Genomic DNA, 19612 nt, shown 5'->3' with positions numbered 1-19612 from the left:
CTTCGTCCTGCCAAGGGGTGACCGCGAGGTGGCGCCGGGCCGCATGCTGACCATGTTGGTTCGCGACGAGAGGCGGCACCGTGGCGGGAATGGTGGTGATCGGGGGTGGCGCGGCAGGCATGTCGGCGGCTTCGGCCGCGCGGCGGGTCGCGCCCGAGAGGCCCGTGATCGTGTGCGAGGCGGGCGAGTACGCCGCGTACGGGATGTGCGGGATCCCTTACTACCTCGGCGGAATCGTCGACCGGGCGGAGACGTTGCTCGCCTACCCGCCGGAGGTTTTCCGTGACCGGCGGGGAATCGACCTCCGCCTGGGCACGACCGTGCGCGAGCTGGACACCGCCGCGCGGCGGGTGACGGTGGCGAACGACGGCGGCGCCGAGACCCTGGACTACGACACGCTGGTGCTCGCGGCAGGCGCCGATCCCGTGGTGCCGCCCATTGCTGGTATAGACCACCCGAGGGTGTTCACGGTGCGCTCGCTGGCGTCCGCCGCGAAGCTGCGCACGTTGCTCGACTCCGGCTCGGTGCGCAAAGCGATCGTCGTCGGCGCGGGCTACATCGGACTGGAGACCGCCGAAGCGCTCGTCGCGGCGGGCGCGGCCGTGCGGATCGTGGAGGCGCTGCCCCGCGTGCTGTCCACAGTGGACGAGCCAATCGCGGAGGTGGTCGACGCGGAGGTCCGGCGGCACGCCGACCTGCAGCTTGGCAGCAGGCTGGACGCGATCCTCGACGGCGCTACGGGCCCGGTCGCGGTCGTCGACGGGGCCGAGTTCGCGGTGGACCTGATCGTGCTGGCCGTCGGCGTGCGCCCGGCGACCGGTCTGCTCGCGGGCGCGGAGAAACTGCCGAACGGGGCCGTCGTCGTCGACGAGGGGATGCGGACCTCGTTACCCGGTGTGTTCGCCGCGGGCGACTGCGTGGCGTTGCCGCACCTCGTGCTCGGCGCGCCCGCGTGGGTGCCGCTCGGCCCCGCCGCGAACAAGACCGGGCGGGTCGCGGGGACCGTCGCGGCAGGCGGGCGTGCGTCGTTCCGCGGCGTGGTCGGCACCGCCGTGGTGAAGGTGTTCGACCTGGAGGTGGCGCGGACCGGGCTCAGTCTCGCCGAGGCGACGGCGGCCGGAATCCCCGCTGTGGCAACGGATGTCGAGTCACGTTCGCGCGCCAAGTACTACCCGGGCGCGGCCCCGCTGCACGTGCGCCTGGTGCACACGCCGGACGGCAGGCTGCTCGGCGCGCAGCTCGCCGGCCGCGAGGGCGCGGCCAAACGCATCGACGTGGTAGCCACCGCGTTGCACGCCGAGCTGTCCGTGGACGACCTCGGCGCGCTCGATCTTGCTTACGCACCACCGTTCGCGCCCGTCTACGACCCGGTGCTGGTCGCGGCGGGCCGGGCGAACCGATCGGAAGGAGCACGGACATGAGCCTGCGACCGCCGCGGGACAAGCGGACCACACTCGCCGAGGCCGCGTCGGCCGTCGCGGACGGCGCGATCGTCGCGCTCGGCGGCGGGCTGTGCGCGCGGCTGCCGATGGCGCTGGTGCGCGAGCTGATCCGGCAGGGTCGCACGGGTTTGCACCTCGTCGGGTCGGCGCACAGCATCGACGTCGACCTGCTCGTCGCCGCGGGCGCGGTGCGGCGGTGCGAGGAGAGCTACGTCGGGTTCGAGCAGGACCTCGGTCTCGCGCCCGCCTACCGCGAAGCCGCCAGGAACGGGTTGATCGAGATCGCGGAAAGCTGCTGCGCGACGATCCTCGCCCAGTTGCGCGCCGCCGAGATGGGCGTGCCGTTCCTGCCGGTCGTCGGGGTGCGCGGGTCCGACATCGGCTCGCTGCACCCGGAGTACCGCGAGATCGAATGCCCGTTCACCGGGCAGAAGCTCGTCGCGGTGCCCGCGCTGCGGCCGGACGTGGCGCTGCTGCACGCGCCGTCCGGCGACCGCTACGGCAACCTGCATCTCGAACAGCCGTACGTGCTCGACGAGCGCTTCGCGTCCGCGTCGAAGGCGGTGATCGCGACGGTCGACGAGCTGGTGTCCACAGAGGACGTCACCGCGGCCGGGATCACCGTGCCAGGACACCTGGTGTCGGCGCTCGTCGAGGTCCCGTTCGGCGCGCATCCGGCGTCCTGCTACCCCCGTTATGCCTACGACCGCCCGCATCTGAACGAGTACGTGACCGCCGCCCGCTCGGGCGACGCCGCCGGGTATCTCCAGAAATACGTGCACGACACGGGTTCCGAGGACGGATACCAGAAGGCGATCGGGCGCCTCGACGAGCTGACCGGCTGGTCCGCCTCGACCGACGCATGGAAGGAGCTGTTCGCGTGAGCCCGCGACCGTTCACTTTGGACGAATGGTTCGTCGTCCTGCTCGCCCGCACCATCCGGCCGGACGAGACCGTTTTCCACGGCTTCGGCAGCCCGTGCGCGCAGGTCGCGATGCACGTGGCCCGCCGGACGCACGCGCCGGACATGGTGCTGGTCGAAGGCGCGATGTACGCGATCAACCCCGAGCCGCCGTTCATCCCGCCGACCGGCAACGACGCCGCGCTGAAACAGGGCGCCGCGTACAGCATGCGGTTCGAGGAGTTCTTCGACGCCGCGCTGCGCGGCGACGTGGACCGGATGTTCCTGTCCGGCGGGCAGATCGACCGGTTCGGCAACACCAACGTGACCATGATCGGTCCGCGCGACCGGCCGAAGGTCAAGCTCGGCGGCGGTGGTGGCGGCTGCAACCTCTCCGCCACGATCGGCAACCTGACACTGTGGACGACCCGGCATCGCGGCGGCCGGACGCTGGTGCCCGAGTGCGACTTCATCACCGACATGGGCCACCGCACCCCGGCCGGCAGCAGGACCGAGCTCGGCTTCCCCGGCGGCGGTCCACAGTGGATGGTCACCGAACTGGGCGTGTTCGACTTCCCGGGCGAGACGGTGCGGCTGTGCCGGACCTTCCCGGACGTGAGTGTCGACGAGGTCCGCGCCGCGACGGGGTTTCCCCTTGACGTGGCGGGCGACCTGCGCCCGCTCGACCCACCGTCCACAACGGAACTGGCGGCGGTCCGCACGATCGACCCGCTCGGCGTTCGCAAAGGCGAGTTCGACGAACGCGAGTTGTCGCGGGTGTTCGCGCACGACCCCGGAGGTGGTTGCGCGTGCTGAATCGTGCGCTGGACGCGGTGTTCGCGCCACGGCGGGTGGCGCTCGTCGGCGCGTCCGATCGCGCTGGCTCAGTCGGAAAGCTCTTGTGGGACAACCTTTCCGGCTTTCCCGGCGAGGTGGTTCCGGTCTGTCCGAACAGGACTGTCGGCGGCCGGGCCGCATACCAGGACCTGCGGTCCGTGCCCGGCGAGATCGACCTCGTCGTGGTGGCGACCCCGGCGGACAGCGTGCCCGGTGTGATCGAGGCGGCCGCCGACAAGGGCGTGCCCGCGGCCGTGGTGCTGAGCGCGGGCTTCGCCGAGATCGGCGGCGATGGCGTGCGGCTACAGGAAAAGGTGCGCGCCGCGGCGAGAGCGGGCGGCGTGCGGGTGGTGGGTCCGAACTGCTTCGGCGTGCAGAACGCGGACCTGCCGCTCAACGCGTCGATCGCGGCCGGGACGCCACCGGGCGGTGGCGGCGTCAGCCTGGTCACCCAGTCCGGCTCGTACGGGATGGCCGTGCACATGCTCGCCACCGACGAGGCCATGCGGTTCGCCAAGGTGTACGCGGCGGGCAACAAGGCCGATCTGACCGACGCCGAAGTGCTTGCGTACCTGCGCGAAGACCCGGCCACCACGGTGATCGCGCTGCTGCTGGAGTCGATCACCGACCCGCGCGCGTTTTTCGCCGAGGCTCGCCGGGCGACGGCCGAGAAGCCCGTGATCGCGGTCGTCGGCGGGCGGACCGGGGCCGGACGGCGCGCCGCCGTCTCGCACACCGCGGCGCTGGCCGCCGATGACGACATCCTCGACGCCGCACTGCGCGACTCGGGCGTGGTCCGGGTCCGGACCGGGCTGGAGATGCTGGACGTGGCCCGTGCGCTCGCCGAGCAGCCGACGCCGCGTGGCCGTCGCGTCGGCATCATCACGAATTCCGGCGGGACCGGGGTGGAACTCGCGGACCTGCTCGCGGACGAAGGGCTCGACGTTCCGGAATTGAGTCCCGCGCTGCGGTCTCGGTTGAGTGAATTGCTGCCGCCGTACGGCAGTCCGCGCAATCCTGTCGACATCACTCCGGCGTGGCGGCTGTTCGCCACGGGTTATCCGGGCGCGATCGACCTGCTCGCCCGTTCCGGTGAGGTCGATGTCGTCGTTCCGGTGTTGCTGCAGCGGTCGGCGTCGCTCGAGGTAGCGTCGGCGGTCCGGGACGCCGTAAAGCGCCTGCGGGCTGACAACGTGCCTGTTCCCGTCTACGCCTGTTTCGTGGCGCCCCGCTCCGCCGATGACGTCGCGGATGTCTTGCACCAGTCCGGAGTGCCGTGCCTGCCATGGCCGGACAGGACGGCCCGCGCGATCGGCGCCGCCGTCCGGTACGGCATGTTCGAGCCGAAGCCGTCCTCGCCGCACGAGCCCAGTGACCTGCTCGGCCCGGTGGACGATCCGGGCGACCCGATCGTCGCGCGAGACCTGCTCGAATACGCCGGAATCCCGGTGGTGCCAACGGTTCGCTGCGAGTCGGCCGACGAAGTCGTGGCCGCCGCCGCGCGCTTGCCCGGCCCCGTCGTGCTGAAGGTCGCGCACCCGGACCTGACGCACAAGAGCGACGTCGGCGGTGTGCGGGTCGGCCTCGTCGGCGAACAACGAATACGCGCGGCGGCCGGGGAACTGCTCGCACTCGCCGAAGGCGCGTCGGTACTCGTGCAGTCCAAGATGGACGGCGTCGAGACGGTCGTCGGCGGCTTTCGCGATCCCTCGTTCGGGCCCGTCGTGATGGTCGGCATGGGCGGCGTTCTCGTCGAGGTGCTGCGGGACGTCCGGTTCGCGCTCGCACCGCTCGACCACGCACAGGCTCGCGCGATGCTCGAGGAGTTGCGCGGCGCGGCCGTGCTTTCCGGCGTTCGCGGCGCTCTCCCGGTCGACCGGGACGCGCTGGCCGACGTCGTGGTGTCGGTCGGCGACCTGCTGGCGGGCAGCGACCGGATCGCCGAACTCGATCTCAACCCGGTGCTGGCCGGACCGGACGGCTGCGTGTGCGTGGACTGGCGAATTCTGACCCGCGGTGCGGACACCACCGAAAAGTACGGTCCCGCCATGCCGAAGAACTGAGGTGTTCTCCCGTCCTACCGTCGTTTCGCACGACCGGCGACTGGAAGGACGAAGAACATGCTCATTGGTTCGCAAGACGTTCTGCTGCCGACCGCGATGGTCGGGAACTATCCGAATCCGCGGTGGTACGACGGTGCGGCGTTCGCCACGCTGCCCAAGGGTGAATTCATTTACGACTCGATCAGCAAGGAGGCGTTCGAGGACACGATCGGCGCGATCGTGCACGACCAGGAGGCCGGCGGGCTCGACATCATCAGCGACGGCAAGGTCTACGGCGGCGACTCGCCGTACGGCACGATTCTGTACTACTACCTGGAGCGCATGTCCGGGTACAAGCTCACCGGCCCGCCGATCGGCCTGCCCATCTACTCGACGCTGTTCTCGCCGACGTGCACCGGTGAAATCCAGCGCGAGTACCCGTTCCACCTGAACCAGTTGCGCGCCACCCGTAAGGCGACGAACAAGCCGGTCAAGGTGTCCTACACCGGTCTGGGCGTGCTGGCCGCCGCCACCACGAACCTGCACTACAAGGACACCAAGGAACTCGCGCTCGCGATCGCGAGAGCGTTCAACGAGGACTTCCGCGAGCTCGCCGACAACGGCTGCGACATCATCCAGCTCGACGAGTTCGTGTGGCCCTACGGCATGGGCGACTGGGAGATCGAAGCGCTCAACGTGGCCGTCCGCGACGTCGACTGCCAGTTCTGGGTGCACACCTGCTGGGGCAACTACTCGGGCACGCCCGCGTACTACCCGGACGAGACGGAGACCGAGTTCGGCGCGTTCGTGCTCGACCGCCGCGCCTCCGACGCCCCGGCGCCGGACCGGGCCAAGGCGCTGTTCCCGCACGTGCTCGACGCGAACATCCACGCGCTCAACTACGAGGTCGGCCGTACCGGCCCGGACGACCTGAAACCGTTGGTGGACAACGAATGGACGAAACCGTTCGTGGCCGGCGTGATCGACGTGAAGTCCACCGTGACCGAGACCGCGGACGAGGTGGCGGACCGGATCCGCCGGGTGCTGGAGTACGTGCCGGCGGACCGGCTCGGCCTGTCCACCGACTGCGGCCTCATCAACCTGCCCCGGATGATCGCGGCGAGCAAGCTGCGCGCGCTGTCCGACGGCGCGGCGCTGGTGCGGGCGGAGCTGAAGAAGTAGGCCACCCGCTCGCGGACAGGAGCCCGGCGCCGCCCGACCCGGCGCCGGGTTCCGGCAGTTCGAGCCGGCCGTTCGGCCTGACGGGGCGAGTGGCCGCGCGATCCTGACCTCTCCAGGACCAGGCACTCGGCGTGCGCGCTTCCTATCGTCGATGGTGTTCGACGATCTGCGGGAGGTGCCAGGTGAGCGGATGTCCCAGCTTCCTCGATCTGCCGGCGCGGACGGTGAAACCCAGGATGTGCGGCGTGACGCACGTCCTGGACAAGGGGCTCACCGTCGCCGGCACCGAGGCGTTCCTCGACCAGGCGGGACAGCTCGCGGACATCGTCAAGATCGGCTGGGGGATCGGCTACGTGGATCCCACGCTGGCGCAGCGGGTGCGTCGCTACACCGAGCACGGTTGCGGTGTCTCGCTCGGCGGCACCCTGTTGGAGATCTGCGCACTGCAGAACCGGGTGCGCGAACTGCGGGAGTGGGCGCTGCGCAGCGGGATCTCGCACGTCGAGGTGTCCAACGGGCTGCGCGCGCTGACCGTGGACCGGAAGCGGGCGCTGATCCGGGAACTGTCCGCCGACTTCGTGGTGCTGGCCGAGACAGGCGCGAAGGACGACACCTATCCGTCCACTCCGGACGAATGGGCCGAGGAGATGGCCGGTGATCTCGACGCCGGGGCGCGCTGGCTGGTCGCCGAGGGCCGGGAGAGCGGCACGGTCGGCATCTACGACCGCGATCACGGCATCCGGTCCGAGGTCATCACGGCGATCTTGCGGCGGGTGCCGGTCGAGCGGGTCATCTTCGAGGCGCCGGAGAAGAACCAGCAGGCGTGGTTCATCCGGAAGCTCGGGTTCGGGGCGAACTTGGGCAACATCGCGCCCGCCGACGCGCTGAGCCTGGAAACGCTGCGACTCGGCCTGCGCGCCGACACCGTGCCGTTCGACACGACGGTCGAGGCGTCGGCGTGATTCCCGACCCGGCGCCGAACACCATCACCCGCCCCTACCGCGGACTCTCCGTGCAGGAGGTGGACATCCCGCTGACCCCGCGCGCCATCGACGACCTGTTGCGGCCACGGGAGATCTACCGGCGCACCGCGTTCCTCGTGCTGCGCTCGGGCGACGACACGGCGCTCGTCGGCGTCCGGCCGGTCTCGCTCGGGCCGCTGTTCTCACCGGTCGCCGAACTGCGGGTACTGTCGGGACCGGACACGACGGTGTGGCTCGACGACCCGGCGACCGACGTCGGCAACGCGAGCGCGCTGGCCGCCGCCGCGCGTTCAGGGCACCAGGACGGCGCGCTGGCCTATGTGGTGCGCGGCCGGTTCGAGCACGTCAACTTCATCTGGCGGCCGGAGCCGCTGCGGGTGCGGGTGACCGAGGTGGTGCCGCCGTACCCGCCGAAGCTCCTTTCGATGGCCGAACAGGCCGTCGCGTTCGACGAGGATCTGCCGCCGGTGGAACTGGTGCTCGACGCGGTCGACATCCGCGCGCTCGCCGCGGACCATCCGGCGCCCGCGTTTCTGTTGCCCTGCCGGGGTTCCGGCGCCGAACTCGACGGCGAGGTGCGGTTTCTGGACACCCATCCGTCCTATCGGGACGATTGGCTGCTGATCGGCTGCGAGCGCTCGCGCGCGTTCCACGAGCAATTCTACGGCAGCGAACCGGACCGGGTGGATCTGTGCCCGAAGGCGCGCGCGGGCGCCGGGCCGGTGCTCACCAAGTGCTGCCTGCTGGAACGGGGCGTGGAGTACGCGGGCCGGTCCGCGACCGTGCCGTGGGGCGCGAACCTCGACGAAGTCCGCGCCGCGCTGCGTGCGATCTGCGGCCTGCCCGCGATGGCGGCGGCGTCATGATCTCCTCGCGCATCTTCGGTCATCTCTGGACGACGCCGGAAGCGACGGCCCTGTTCACCGACGAGGGCCGCACCCAGGGCTGGCTGGACGTGCTCGCCGCACTCGCCGAGGCGCAGGCGGACGTCGGCCTCGTGCCACGCGACGCGGCGGACGCCATCCATGCGGGCGCGAAAGTGTCCACAGTGGACATCGACAGCGTTGCGGAACAGACGCGGGCATGCGGTCATTCCACACTCGGCCTCATCCGGACACTGCGGGAAACCCTGCCGCCCGACGCCGCCCAGTGGGTCTACTACGGCGCCACCGTCCAGGACCTGACCGACACCTGGACCGCGCTTGTCTTCCGCACCGTCGGCGACATCGCCGAACGTGACGTGCGGCGGCTGCGTGACCGCGCGCTGGCGCTCGCGGTGGCGCATCGCGACACCCCGATGTGCGGCCGCACGCACGGCCAGCCGGGTCTGCCGATCACGTTCGGGTTCAAGGCCGCGGTGTGGGCGGCCGAACTGGATCGCCATCTGCGGCGGCTCGCCGAAGGCCGCGTGCGCTGGGAGAACGTCCAGTTGGGCGGCGCACTGGGCACCATGGAGTTCTGGGGCGACCGCGCGCTCGACCTGCTCGACGCGTTCGCCGCCCGTCTCGGGCTCGGCGTCGCGCCGGTGCCGTGGCTGACCGCGCGCGACGGGATCGCGGAGTTCACCGGGCTGCTCGCGGCGATGTCGGCCACCATCGCGAAGATCGGGAACGAGGTCTACCAGTTGCAGCGGCCGGAAATCGGGGAACTGGCCGAGGGCGGGTCGGCGGCGGCGGTCGGCTCCATCACCATGCCGCACAAGCGAAACCCGGAGATCTCCGAACAACTCGGCACGCTCTCGCGGGTGGTGCGCGCACAGGCGGCGCTCGCGCTGGAGGGCATCGGCTGTGAGCACGAGCGGGACGGGCGCGCGTGGAAGACCGAATGGCGGCTCGTGCCGGACGCGTGCTGCTCGTTCGCCGCCTGTGCCGCGCTCGGCGCCGAAATGCTCGACGGGTTGGCTGTGGACGCCGACCGGATGCGGCGCAACATCGACGCGCAGCGCGGATACCTGTTGTCGGAACCGGTGATGCGGGCGCTCGCGGACCGCGTCGGCAAGCACATCGCGCAGGAACTCGTGCGCTCGGCCGCGCTCGCTGGACTGCAGTCCGATGTGGACTTCCGCACCGCGCTGCGGAACTGTGCAGGCACCGCGCTGCTTTCCGACGCCGAACTGGACCGGTTGCTCACTGTGGACAGTGCGCTGGGCGCGTGCGGCGCGTTCGTCGACCGGGTACGCGCCGAATGCGGTGCGGCATGACCACGCACGCGCCCGTCGCAGATCGGTTGCTGGGACCGCACGAGCCGCCCCGGATCGAACTGGTGCGGTCGCCGACTCCACTGCACCCGGCGCCCCGCCTGTCGGCCGAACTCGGCGTGCCCGTCCTGTTCAAACGGGACGACCTGACCGGGCTCGGTCTGGGCGGCAACAAGGTGCGCGGCCTGGAGTACCTGATCGCGGACGCGCTGCGGCAGGGTTGTGACTGCCTGGTCACCGGCGCGGGCCCGCAGTCGAACTGGACGCTGCTGGCGGCGCTCACCGCGCTGCGGTACGGCATCGAGCCGCACGTCGTGTGCTACGGAAATCCTCCGCCGGACGAAGGAAACCTCCGGCTGCACCGCTGGCTCGGTGTGGACGTGCGGTTCACCGGCGCCGCCGACCGGTCCACCGTGGACGACGGGATCGCCGCGCTCGCGGCCGAACTGCGCGCGACCGGGCGCCGCCCGTACGTCCTGCCGAGAGGCGGCGCGACCGCGCTCGGTTCGCTCGGCTACGTCCGCGCGACGATCGAACTGGCTGCGCAACTCGACGAGTCCGGCACCGAACCGGCGGCGGTATGGCTGCCCACCGGCTCGTGCGGCACCCACGCCGGACTGCTCGCCGGTGTCGCGTTCGCGGCGGCCGCGTTCGACGTGATCGGGGTGACCGTCAGCAGGCCGGTGGCCGAATGTCGAACCCGGATCACCACACTCGCCGCCGCGGCCGCCGCACTCGTGCACGGCCCGGAACCGGCGGAACCGCGAGTGCTGGGCGGCTGTCTGGGGCCGGGATACGGGATCCCGTCGCCGGAAGGGGCCGCGGCCGCGCTCCTGGTGGCGCGCGCCGAAGGCGTGTTCCTCGACCCGGTGTTCGGCGCGAAGGCCATGGCGGGCCTGGTCGCGGAATGCGCCGCGGGCCGGGTCACCGGCCCCCAGGTGTTCCTGGTGACCGGCGGCGCGCCGACGTTGTTCACCGACCGCAAGGGGGCCTCGTGACCGGAACTACCACACCGAACGGCTATCTCGGCGCCGAGGCCATGATCACCAGTGGCCCCGCGCCCGAGCTCGTCGACGCCGGTTACGCGCTGGAGATCGCCGATGCCCCGCTGCTGCACCGTGGCCTCACCCTCGCCGACCTCGCGCACCTGCTCGCGCTCATCGACTGCCGGGTGCTGAGCGAAGCGGAGGTCCGGCCGCTGCTGCGGCGGCTGCTCGACCTGCTCGACACCCCGGCGGCCGAGTTCGAGTACGACCCGGCCTACGGCGACGCCTACAACAGCCGGGAACGGGTGCTGGAACGCGAACTCGGTCCCGACGCCGGGCGACTGCATCTTGGCCGCACCCGTCGCGAGGCGGGCCGGATCGCGTTCCGGCTCGCCCTGCGCGAGCACCTGCTCGACCTGCACGACGCGGTGACCGGGTTCGCCGAAGCGCTCGCGGTCGCGGAGACCGACGCGGCGGACACGCTGTGGGCGGACACCACATATCTCCAGCCTGCCCAGCCGTCCACCTTCGGGCACTACCTCGGCGGCTTCGCCGAGCAGGCGGTGCGGCACCTGGACCGGATCGCCGACGCCCATCGCCAGGCCGACGTGTCGCCGGGCGGGTCCGGCGGCGTCGGCGGCACACGCCTGCCATTGGACCGGAACCACCTCGCGGCACTGCTCGGTTTCGCCGCCGCCGGGCGGCACACCAGGGACGTGATGTGGTCCACCGACGGTCTCGTGGATGCCGTCGGCGCGGCGACCCAGGCCGTGCTGACCGTGGACCAGCTCGCCGAGGACCTGGAGATCTTCGCCAGCCCGGCGTTCGGCTACGTGACACTCGACGCGTCGCTGTGCCGGGCCAGCGTGCTCATGCCGCAGAAGCGGAATCCCTATGCGCTGGCGGTGATCCGGGGCGGCGCGAGCACGGTCGTCGGCAGGCTGACCGGGTTGCTGGTGACCCGGCGCTCGCCGTCCGCCCGCACCGACAGTTGGCTCTACGCCTACGGCGAAGTGGCCGGTGCGCTCGCGCTGTCGACCCGTCTCGTCCGGCTCGGCACCGCCGTCGTCCGCGGGCTGACGCCCAACACCGAGAACCTGGCGGCGCAGGCGGGTGCGCACCACACGGGTGCGGCCGACCTCGCCGAGGACTTCGCCCGGCATCTCGGGCTCGACTACCGCACGGCCTACCGGGTGGTGGGCCGTGCGGTCTCCATGGCGGGCGAGCACGCGCTCACCCCCGCCCTGCTCGCGGAGGCGGCCGAACAGGTGACCGGTGCAGCACTCGTGGTGCCGGACCGGCTCGTCGCGCTGGCCGCCGAGCCGCGCTGCCTGGTCGCCGAACGCGTCGCGGAGGGCGGCGCGGCGCCGCACCGGGTCCGCGAGCACGCGGCCGCCGTCGCCGGTTCGGTCGCCGCCGCGCGCGAGTGGCACCAGGCGCGGTTCGAGCACGCGCGCGACGCCGAACAGGCACTCGTCGCGTCGGCGCACGCCATGGCCTCCGGCCGGTGATCGGGCGCTCGCCGTACCTACTCGCGAGTCGCCGTTGAAGTGCGGTAATCGGGCGGATTTCCGCTGCCGTCCGGCTCAACGCCTGTTGGCGCTCGTACCAATTGGGCTACCGTACCTAATACTCCAGCCGCACTTCGTGATGTTGGTTGTGTCTTCGCTGGTAGTGGCTGGTCTTGGCGCGGTGTTGGTGGCGTCGGCACCAGCGTGACCAGGCCTGGATCCGGAGCCATGGGCACCCGGTGTGGATCAGATGTGCCAGGAGACGACGGACTTCGCCGAGGGTGAGCGGGATGAGGCCGTGGCCAGGGCTTTTGGGGACACTGCGGCGGTGACGGCGAGGTAGGCGTGGGCGAGCATGGCGAGGGTGATGTGGCGATACCAGGCGTCATAGCGTCGGACCTGGTTGGACCGCCCCGGCTTTCGTGGAGACGTGGTCCTTTGTCTCATGCCACTGCCAGGGGCTGCTCGGGTGTGTCGTGCCAGTAGCCCTGTTCGAACTCCAGTGGCGGGCGATGCCCGCACCACGAATGCAGCCTCTCATTATTGTACCAGTAAACCCATTCCGCGGTAGCCGTCATGACCTCCGCGACATCGTTCCATGAATCATCTTCCCCAGGCGGTTGAGGGACTGTAGCAGTTAGGGACGGTGCAACGGAATCACCGTGTCGGGCACGGCTGCTGGTGGTGTCGGCCGTGCGGCCTCGGGTGTGGTGAGCAGCGCGACGATGGTCACCGGTCCACCGCAGTGGGGACAGTCCCGGACGGCCGCCGGTTGCGGGCGTGCCGACGAGCTCACGGTGTGCTGCCGGCCGGCGCCCTCGGCGTCCGCCTTCTGGGGGCGGCGTTTCCGGTCGAAGGCGGTGTTCTTGCAACGCTTGGAGCAGTAGATGTTGTTGGCGCGACTGGGAATGAACTCGCGCCAACAGATCCCGCAGATGCGGCCGGCCGGCTGGGGTTGGTCAGGAGACATGTGCGTTCACCGCCTTGCGCAGCTTGTCCGATGTGGACTGATGCGAGCGGAGCCGATAGGACGGGCCGTCGATGCCGACCACGGTCGCGCGGTGCAGCAACCGGTCCAGCATCGCCGCGGTTATCTCGACTTCGATCTTCAAATACCGCCTTTGACCTGGCGTTTCGCGTCGTGGACAGGTGTCTTTGACTATCGATCACCGGTGCTGAGGCGGGCTGCGCGGAGTTGGCCGTGGGCGTGGGCAAGGGCGTCACGGAGTTGCTGGTTCTCGGTGCGGAGCTGGTTGATTCGCTCGTGCGCCAGGGCCAGACGTTGACGCAGTGAGTCGTCGGTGGCCCGGGTGGCGGTGTCGCGGACGAAGCCAGCGCTGGCGCGATGCTGCTGTAGCTGCCGGATCCGGTCGCGCAATGCGGGTTGGGTGTAGATCCATGACCGCGAGACGCCGGCCCGGTTGGCAAGTTGCGCAACGGTCACCTGTTCTCCGGCGTCGGCCAGCTCGGCGAGCGCCTGTTGGGCGCGGTGCAGGGTCTGATCGTGGCGCTGACGGGCGTGTTCGGCGAGGTGTCTGGGGTTGTCAGCAAGCATTCGAGCCGCTTTTTCCGTTGCAGGCGCAGGACTTTCCGCCGCCGCAGCAGCCATCCGATGTGGTCAGGCCGTCGATAATGGCCAGGAGGTTCTTCTCGACGGTGCGATTCATCTCGGCAAGGCGCTGGTGTCCGTTGCGGTCGGCCTGGGCGATCAAGTCTTGGGTCTGCTCGAGCTGGTGACGATGCTGGGGCAGGAACTCCGGCGTCGTGACGAAAACTGGGCAGGTCAAACAGGCATTGGCGAACTCGCACTTCTGCTGCAGCGGCAAGGAGCAGTAGCCGTTGGGCAGCGCCATCTTCGCCCTGGAGAGGTTGTTCTTCATCCAGACAGCGTCGGCCAGCGGACCGGTGTCGGTGGCCAAGGCCTCACCGGCGATGTTGACTTTGCGAGCGCGTTCCCACTGCTCCCGGATGGTCGTGTCCGACAGCCGCGCATAGTGCGAAGTCATGGCGTGCGAGTCGTGGTCGAGCAAACGACGGACGGTCTCCTGCGGGACCTCGTTGTTGATCAGGCGAGTGCCAAACGTGTGGCGCCATTGATGCGGCGCGACATGGACGGCGCGGCCGAGTTCGTCCCGGACATCGCTGACGCGCAACCACTCTCGCAGTTCTCCCCGGAAGGTTGCAGTGCTGAACGCCACCTTGCCGTCAGGGTTGCGGGTGGGCCGCGGCAGCAGGACCGCCGGGTCATCGAACTCGTCGAGCACCGCCTGCTGCTGGACGGCGATCGCCTCGGCCAGGTCGGTGTCGATCGGGACGAACGCGTCCCGGCGCATCTTGTGGTTGGTGTAGCGCAGGTAAGGCGCGCCCTGGCCGTCGCGGACGACGCAGTCCAGCCGCAGCCGGGCGCCGTCACCGACGCGCAGCCCAGTGCTCATCAGGATCCGCGCCAACAACCGGCCGCGGGAGTCGGCGAAGCGGGCGAGGACGCAGGGGTGTTCAAGCTGGGCCATCACCGCTTCCGACAACGCCCGTGGTGGCCCCTTGACCAGGCGCGGGTAGTCCTCGGGAAACAGGTCAACCTGAGCAGACAGCCGGGATTCCCAGCCGTGTTGGCGGGCCGCGCGCAGCAGACCGGCGAGGCTGCTGAGCTGACCGGTCCGGCTCTTCGGATTCGGAAACCGTTCGATCAGGTGCGCCAGATGGACCTCGACCAGCTCCCGGGTCAGTGCTTCGGGTCCGCGCTGCAGGGCCGGGAACGACTGCGCGAACAGGGTGATCGCGCGGATGTCGGCGCCGACGGTCGCGACGGCGATCCCGGTGGATAATCGCCAGCGGGCCCACCGTTTCGTCAACTGCCGCAACCAGATCGGTTCGATCCCGGTGAACCGGAACCGGGTGTCGCGGCCGGGGAACCCGAGCCGGCGCAGCAGCCACACATCGCGCGGGAACTCCGCGTCCCAGCCAACGCCGTCGACGAGATCACGCAGATAGCCGATCGCGTCCAGCAGGAACCGTCGCTCGATGTAGCCGCGCTCGCTGGAGAACCCGAGATAGGCCATCCAGGAATCGGGGCTGCGGTCCAGCAGCGAGGGGACGCCGCCGCCGGGCAGGGCTCGCAGCAGCCGCCGGATCGAGTGCGGCCGGGTGATCGTGCGGCGTTCGTCGACCCGGCATTGGATCGCGTAGGCGATCTCCAGCCGCATCTTCAGCGGCAGGGCGCGCAGGTCGAACCGGTCCTGCCCGAACGTCGCGCAACCGAGGAGCCAGGACTCGATCGGCGGCCGGTCGGCGCGGATCCACCGATTCCGGTGATGGTCACATAATCCAGCCTCGCCCTCGGCCTCCAGGCAGCAGTCGGGGAACCGGCAGCCGTCCCCGGCCGGCAGCGGCGGACCGCCACCGCCGTCGGCGATCCACTGTGTCAGCCCGGCGCGGCCCTGTTTCTGCCACCGACTGGCGTGGGAGTGGCAGAGACCGTGCTCGCGGCGGCTGCGGTGGCAGGTCGTGATCGCGCATTTCCGGGGCTGGTGCAGCCAGCGCCGGTTCGCGGGCGCCGACTTCGCCCAGGTCTCGACGTCGTCGGGGCGGCCGGCCTCGATCCAGCGCTGATGGTGGGCCGAGCACTTGCCGAAGATCACCGCGAGCCGGTCGCAGACCGGGACCAGGCACTGCGGCCCTCCGATCACCGGGTCGTCGGGGTCGACCAGGATCACCGGTTGCGCGAACTGCGGCCGCAGCCGGGCCGCCAGATCGGTGCCGGAGTCGTTGTCGCCGTGCGGGATCGGGTGCAGCTGCCTCATGCGGTCGGCTCCGTTGTCGCTGGCGCGTCGAGGAACCCGGCCGCGGCCAGGGCGCGACGAGCGTCCTCGACACCCAGATGGGAGTAGGTGTCGACGGTGGTGCTGATGCTGGCGTGCCCGAGCAAGTGCTGGACGATCTCGGCGGCGACCCCGCGGCGCAGCAACCCGGTGGCGTAGCTGTGGCGGAACAGATGCGGCGAGAACGCGATCCCGGTGCGGGCTCGCAGGCGGCGCACCAGTCGGTCGACGGTGGCGTAGCTCATCGGCGCGCCGACCGGCGAGCCCCAGAGATTGACGAACACGTAGTCACAGTCCAGCGTCCCGTATTCCTCGTGCAGGTAATCGCTGTAGAGGCGGAACAGGTCAGCATCGGCGGGAACTTCCCGTGACCACGTCTTTGCCCGCGCTCGGTTCACGTTCCTCCGGGGCCGAACCGCGACCAGCCGACGGCGGGCGTCGAGATCTTCGTGCCGCAACCCCAGCGCCTCACCGATCCGCAATCCCGTGCCCTTCAACAGGTTCAGCAGGAACTTGTCCCGCAACCGGTCGCAAGAACCGATCAGCGCCGTCATCTCCGCCTGGCTCAGCTCCCGTGGCGGCCGCCGCTCTGCTCGCAGCGAGATCGCGCGGTGCCGCTCCGGCCGTGCGCCCAGGTGCGCCAGGAACGGCTGCCACGACCCGCCGCGGCGGCCCGGCCGCCACCGCGTCAGCAACTCACCGAGCTCGACACCGTGCCGCTGATGAAACTCATAGAACGACGCCAAAGCCGACAGCTTGCGATTCACCGTCGCGGCAGCGAGATTCGCCTCCACCCAGGGCAGCATCGCCACCCGTCCATCGCGGGCCCCGACCGGCAACCTCAGCCACGTCACGAACCGGCCCAGATCCTCCAGCGCGACCCGATCCCAGTGCAGGCCACGGCAGTGCAGGAACTCGAAATAGTCCCGCAGATCATGGGCATAGGCGCGCACGGTGTTCGGGGAGCGGTCGATCGCGGTCAGATGCGCCAGGAACCGATCCACCGGATCCAGCACCAGGCCGTCGGCCACAACAGTCGCCGACTCCGTGCCCGAAGGCATCACGACCCGCTGCACCCTCAACGCTGATCCCGTCATAGACGGAGCAAGGTAATCCGTCCACAACGGACGCAAGGGAGGCACGCCAACCCAATCGTGTACATCGTGGACACTCAACCCGAGCAGTCAGATAACCGCGGCAACGACGTCGTCGCCGAAGACCTCGCCCCAGCGGCCGAACGGCTTGTTGCTCGTGACGATCAAGCTGGCTCGCTCATAGCGCGACGACACGAGCTGAAAGAACAGGTTCGCCGCCTCGGCCTCGAACGGGATGTAGCCGACCCTCATCCACGACGATCAGCGGGATCCGGCCGAGTTTGACCAGCTCATCCTGCAGTTTCCCGGCGTGGTGGGCGTCGGCGAGGCGGGCAACCCACTCGGCTGCGGTGGCGAACGCGACCCGGTGCCCGGTCTGACAGGCCCGCATCCCCAACCCGATCGACAGGTGCGTCTTCCCGGTCCCGGGCGGACCGAGGAAGACGACGTTCTCCTTGGCGGAGACGAAGTCCAGGGTGCCCAGGTGGGTGATGGTGTCCCGTTTGAGTGAGCGCTGGTGGTCGAAATCGAACTCCTCCAACGACTTCCGCGACGGGAACCGAGCGGAACGGATCCGGCCCTCCCCGCCATGGGACTCCCGCGCGGCCACTTCACGTTGCAGGCAGGCAGCGAGGAACTCCTCGTGCGTCCAGTTCTCCGCCCGGGCCCGCTCGGCCAGCCGCTCGACGGCCTGGCCCAGTGACGGGGCTTTCAAGGCGCGGGTGAGGTAGGCGAGTTCGCCGGCGACGTTGCGGCCGCTGGTCTTTGCGGTGGGTTTCGTGGTGGCCATCAGGCGATCCCTTCTTCGGCGCCGTCCAGGCCGAACAGCTGGTCGCAGTCGGTCAGGGCCCGGTGCTCGACGCTGGTGTCGACCTTCGGGACTGCGACCAGGCGGCGGGCCTGGCGCATCTCGGCGGCCGCAGCCGCGTGAACCGGGTCGGTGATGCTCTGGTGATCGGCCCAGCAGCGGGCATGCCGGGCGACCTCGGTGCCACCGCAGGTCACCACGACCTCGTCAAGGCCGGCGGCGAGCTGGACGCGGCGGCCGACTGCGCTCGGGTGGACCGAGTAGTCGTTCGAGTCCAACCGCAAGTAGTGATCCCGCGGCAACCGGCTGCTCGAGCGCCAGCCGGTCACCGCGGCGACCAGCGGCAACGCCAGCATCGCGGTGCGGTCCGCGGCCCAACGGTCGACCGGACGGCAGCCCAGCCGGCGATGCTGGCGCTGGTTGGCCCGCTCGAGCCAGTCCGTGAGCTGGGTGTTGAAGTCGCCCGGGCTGGTGAACAAGCGGCCGGGCAGGAACGAGGTCTCCAGATAGCCGTTGGCCCGCTCGACCAGGCCTTTGGCCTCCGGGTCACCGGGCCGGCACTGGATCACTCGGATTCCGAGCGTTCCGCGGAAGGCGTTCATCGCCTCCGTGAGCTGCGGTTTCCCGCCCCGCCATTGCCCGATCGCGGACTCGTTGTCCCAGACCAGCGCCTTCGGGACCCGTCCCCAGCTCGAGAGCAGGCGCCAGTGCCCGGCCAGCAGATCCGGTGACTGCCCCGATGGCAGCATCACCGCGGTGATCATCCGCGAGTAGCCCGAGACCAGCACCAGCACTGGCGGCCGGCCGGTCTGGCCGAACCCGAGCGGGACGTCCGCCGGTGGGAACCACAGGTCGCACTGAGCCAGCTCGCCGGGCTGATACTCCGTCCGCGACGCCGGATCCGCGGGCTTGAACAGCGGTCGCAGCGCCTGGACCCGCTCGAAGAACACCGTCTTGCCGCGTTCCCAGCCGACCCGTTCCATGATCACCGTCGAAGGCATCTCCGGGAACTCGGCCAGCAACGCCCGGATCTGTGGTTCCACCGCGTCGACGATCGAGCCCTTCGCCGGCCGCTCATACCGCGGTGGCTCGTGCGCTTCCAGCGCCCGTCGCACAGTGTTTCGCGCGATCCCCAGCCGCCTGGCTATGGCCCGGATCGCCATCCCTTCGGCGCGATGCAACCGGCGGATCTCCGCCCAGTCCTCCACGTTCAGCACCTCATGATCGTTCACAGGTGGGTCAAGGTTCACCCGGAACCAGAGGGTCAGTCTTCAGCCGGAACCGACACCGTGAGAATGAGATCCCGACAGCAGGGCCGCCGCGCCGCGATCAGCACGGCCGCATCGACGCCGAAACTCAACGCCGATACCAACCTCGGGTTGCGCAACCCCGTACATCAGCGCCCCGTCGGTGTAACCGTCGAGCCGAAGTCTTCCGCCCGCTGGCCGAACGGCGTCCAGTTAGAGAGCCCGTACAACGCCACGAATCCTGGCCAGCGAACGGCGCCCGCGGCAACCGGCCGAGCCCGGCGCGCCAGGCTTCCACACCCCTGGATTGACTCCAACCGCCGCGCACGCCGGACGCCGCAGTGAAGGCCCCACCCCCGCACGCCTTCTCACCAATTTTCCTGGAGCAACCCTGGAGCAGACGTGCGTGATCAACGCCCACCAACGACCCCCAACGGCACCGAACGGCAGCGTTTGACCACGGCATTCTCGACCTGCTAACGTCGACCTGGAGACTAAGGGTAGTCTAGTCCTCACTGGCAGTGAGAGGGTCAGCTGTACCGTTCGCGCAGGTCAAGCGCGTGC

General features: G+C 70.1%; 15 protein-coding genes and 2 pseudogenes. 10 read left to right on the top strand and 7 right to left on the bottom strand.

What is annotated here, in order from left to right; genetic code table 11:
- Window positions 1-89 precede the first annotated feature (89 nt).
- From ATK30_RS03865 to ATK30_RS03820, 10 genes are all read left to right on the top strand, one after another.
- Complete coding sequence (locus ATK30_RS03865; protein WP_101434345.1) at window positions 90-1421, top strand: FAD-dependent oxidoreductase; 1332 nt, start codon at window positions 90-92, stop codon at window positions 1419-1421.
- On the top strand, window positions 1418-2326 hold the full coding sequence (locus tag ATK30_RS03860; RefSeq protein WP_101434344.1) for a CoA transferase subunit A: 909 nt from the start codon (window positions 1418-1420) through the stop codon (window positions 2324-2326). The genes ATK30_RS03865 and ATK30_RS03860 overlap by 4 nt, the downstream gene beginning before the upstream one ends.
- Window positions 2323-3159: a CoA-transferase subunit beta gene (locus ATK30_RS03855; protein ID WP_101434343.1), complete on the top strand. Its 837-nt coding sequence runs from the start codon at window positions 2323-2325 to the stop codon at window positions 3157-3159. Before ATK30_RS03860 ends, ATK30_RS03855 begins: the two co-directional genes overlap by 4 nt.
- Window positions 3153-5243 carry an acetate--CoA ligase family protein gene (locus tag ATK30_RS03850; protein WP_208637256.1) on the top strand — a complete coding sequence of 697 codons (2091 nt, stop codon included), beginning with the start codon at window positions 3153-3155 and terminating at the stop codon, window positions 5241-5243. Before ATK30_RS03855 ends, ATK30_RS03850 begins: the two co-directional genes overlap by 7 nt.
- A gap of 57 nt (window positions 5244-5300) precedes the next feature.
- Window positions 5301-6404, top strand: coding sequence for a cobalamin-independent methionine synthase II family protein (locus ATK30_RS03845; RefSeq protein WP_101434341.1), 1104 nt, complete (start codon window positions 5301-5303; stop codon window positions 6402-6404).
- A gap of 131 nt (window positions 6405-6535) precedes the next feature.
- A complete protein-coding gene (locus ATK30_RS03840) occupies window positions 6536-7366 on the top strand; it encodes a phosphosulfolactate synthase (RefSeq protein ID WP_312878719.1) in 831 nt (276 codons plus the stop codon).
- Complete coding sequence (locus tag ATK30_RS03835; RefSeq protein WP_101434339.1) at window positions 7363-8253, top strand: XcbA family protein; 891 nt, start codon at window positions 7363-7365, stop codon at window positions 8251-8253. The genes ATK30_RS03840 and ATK30_RS03835 overlap by 4 nt, the downstream gene beginning before the upstream one ends.
- Window positions 8250-9587 carry a 3-sulfopropionylcysteine synthase XcbD gene (gene xcbD / locus ATK30_RS03830; protein ID WP_101434338.1) on the top strand — a complete coding sequence of 446 codons (1338 nt, stop codon included), beginning with the start codon at window positions 8250-8252 and terminating at the stop codon, window positions 9585-9587. The genes ATK30_RS03835 and xcbD overlap by 4 nt, the downstream gene beginning before the upstream one ends.
- The gene (locus tag ATK30_RS03825) at window positions 9584-10582 is read left to right on the top strand and encodes a 1-aminocyclopropane-1-carboxylate deaminase/D-cysteine desulfhydrase (protein ID WP_101434337.1); all 999 of its coding nucleotides are present in this window, start codon (window positions 9584-9586) and stop codon (window positions 10580-10582) included. The genes xcbD and ATK30_RS03825 overlap by 4 nt, the downstream gene beginning before the upstream one ends.
- Window positions 10579-12081 (top strand): lyase family protein, encoded by a 1503-nt coding sequence (locus ATK30_RS03820; protein WP_244194492.1) that lies wholly within the window; start codon window positions 10579-10581, stop codon window positions 12079-12081. The genes ATK30_RS03825 and ATK30_RS03820 overlap by 4 nt, the downstream gene beginning before the upstream one ends.
- 246 nt (window positions 12082-12327) lie before the next feature.
- Here the strand turns inward: ATK30_RS03820 and ATK30_RS47640 are convergent.
- The 7 genes and pseudogenes from ATK30_RS47640 to istA form a co-directional block, all read right to left on the bottom strand.
- Window positions 12328-12483 (bottom strand): annotated as a pseudogene (locus tag ATK30_RS47640) (IS701 family transposase); the annotation flags it as partial.
- A gap of 557 nt (window positions 12484-13040) precedes the next feature.
- Window positions 13041-13193: an ATP-binding protein gene (locus tag ATK30_RS03810; protein WP_208637255.1), complete on the bottom strand. Its 153-nt coding sequence runs from the start codon at window positions 13191-13193 to the stop codon at window positions 13041-13043.
- A 47-nt stretch (window positions 13194-13240) separates the two neighbouring features.
- Window positions 13241-13636, bottom strand: a complete 396-nt coding sequence (locus ATK30_RS03805; protein WP_101434335.1) for a DUF6262 family protein — start codon at window positions 13634-13636, stop codon at window positions 13241-13243.
- Window positions 13626-15881, bottom strand: coding sequence for a tyrosine-type recombinase/integrase (locus ATK30_RS03800; RefSeq protein WP_208637254.1), 2256 nt, complete (start codon window positions 15879-15881; stop codon window positions 13626-13628). Before ATK30_RS03800 ends, ATK30_RS03805 begins: the two co-directional genes overlap by 11 nt.
- Window positions 15878-16960, bottom strand: coding sequence for a site-specific integrase (locus ATK30_RS03795; protein WP_208637253.1), 1083 nt, complete (start codon window positions 16958-16960; stop codon window positions 15878-15880). The genes ATK30_RS03800 and ATK30_RS03795 overlap by 4 nt, the downstream gene beginning before the upstream one ends.
- A gap of 126 nt (window positions 16961-17086) precedes the next feature.
- Window positions 17087-17783, bottom strand: a pseudogene (istB, locus tag ATK30_RS03790) (IS21-like element helper ATPase IstB); the annotation flags it as partial.
- Window positions 17783-19018 carry an IS21 family transposase gene (istA, locus tag ATK30_RS03785; protein WP_101434333.1) on the bottom strand — a complete coding sequence of 412 codons (1236 nt, stop codon included), beginning with the start codon at window positions 19016-19018 and terminating at the stop codon, window positions 17783-17785. The gene istA and the pseudogene istB, both read right to left, overlap by 1 nt.
- Window positions 19019-19612: the final 594 nt, after the last annotated feature.

This window comes from Amycolatopsis echigonensis, assembly GCF_002846615.1.
GTDB classification, from domain to species: Bacteria; Actinomycetota; Actinomycetes; order Mycobacteriales; family Pseudonocardiaceae; genus Amycolatopsis; species Amycolatopsis echigonensis.
Note: the sequence above shows the minus strand (reverse complement) of the source record. Positions and strands in the feature narration are given on the sequence as shown.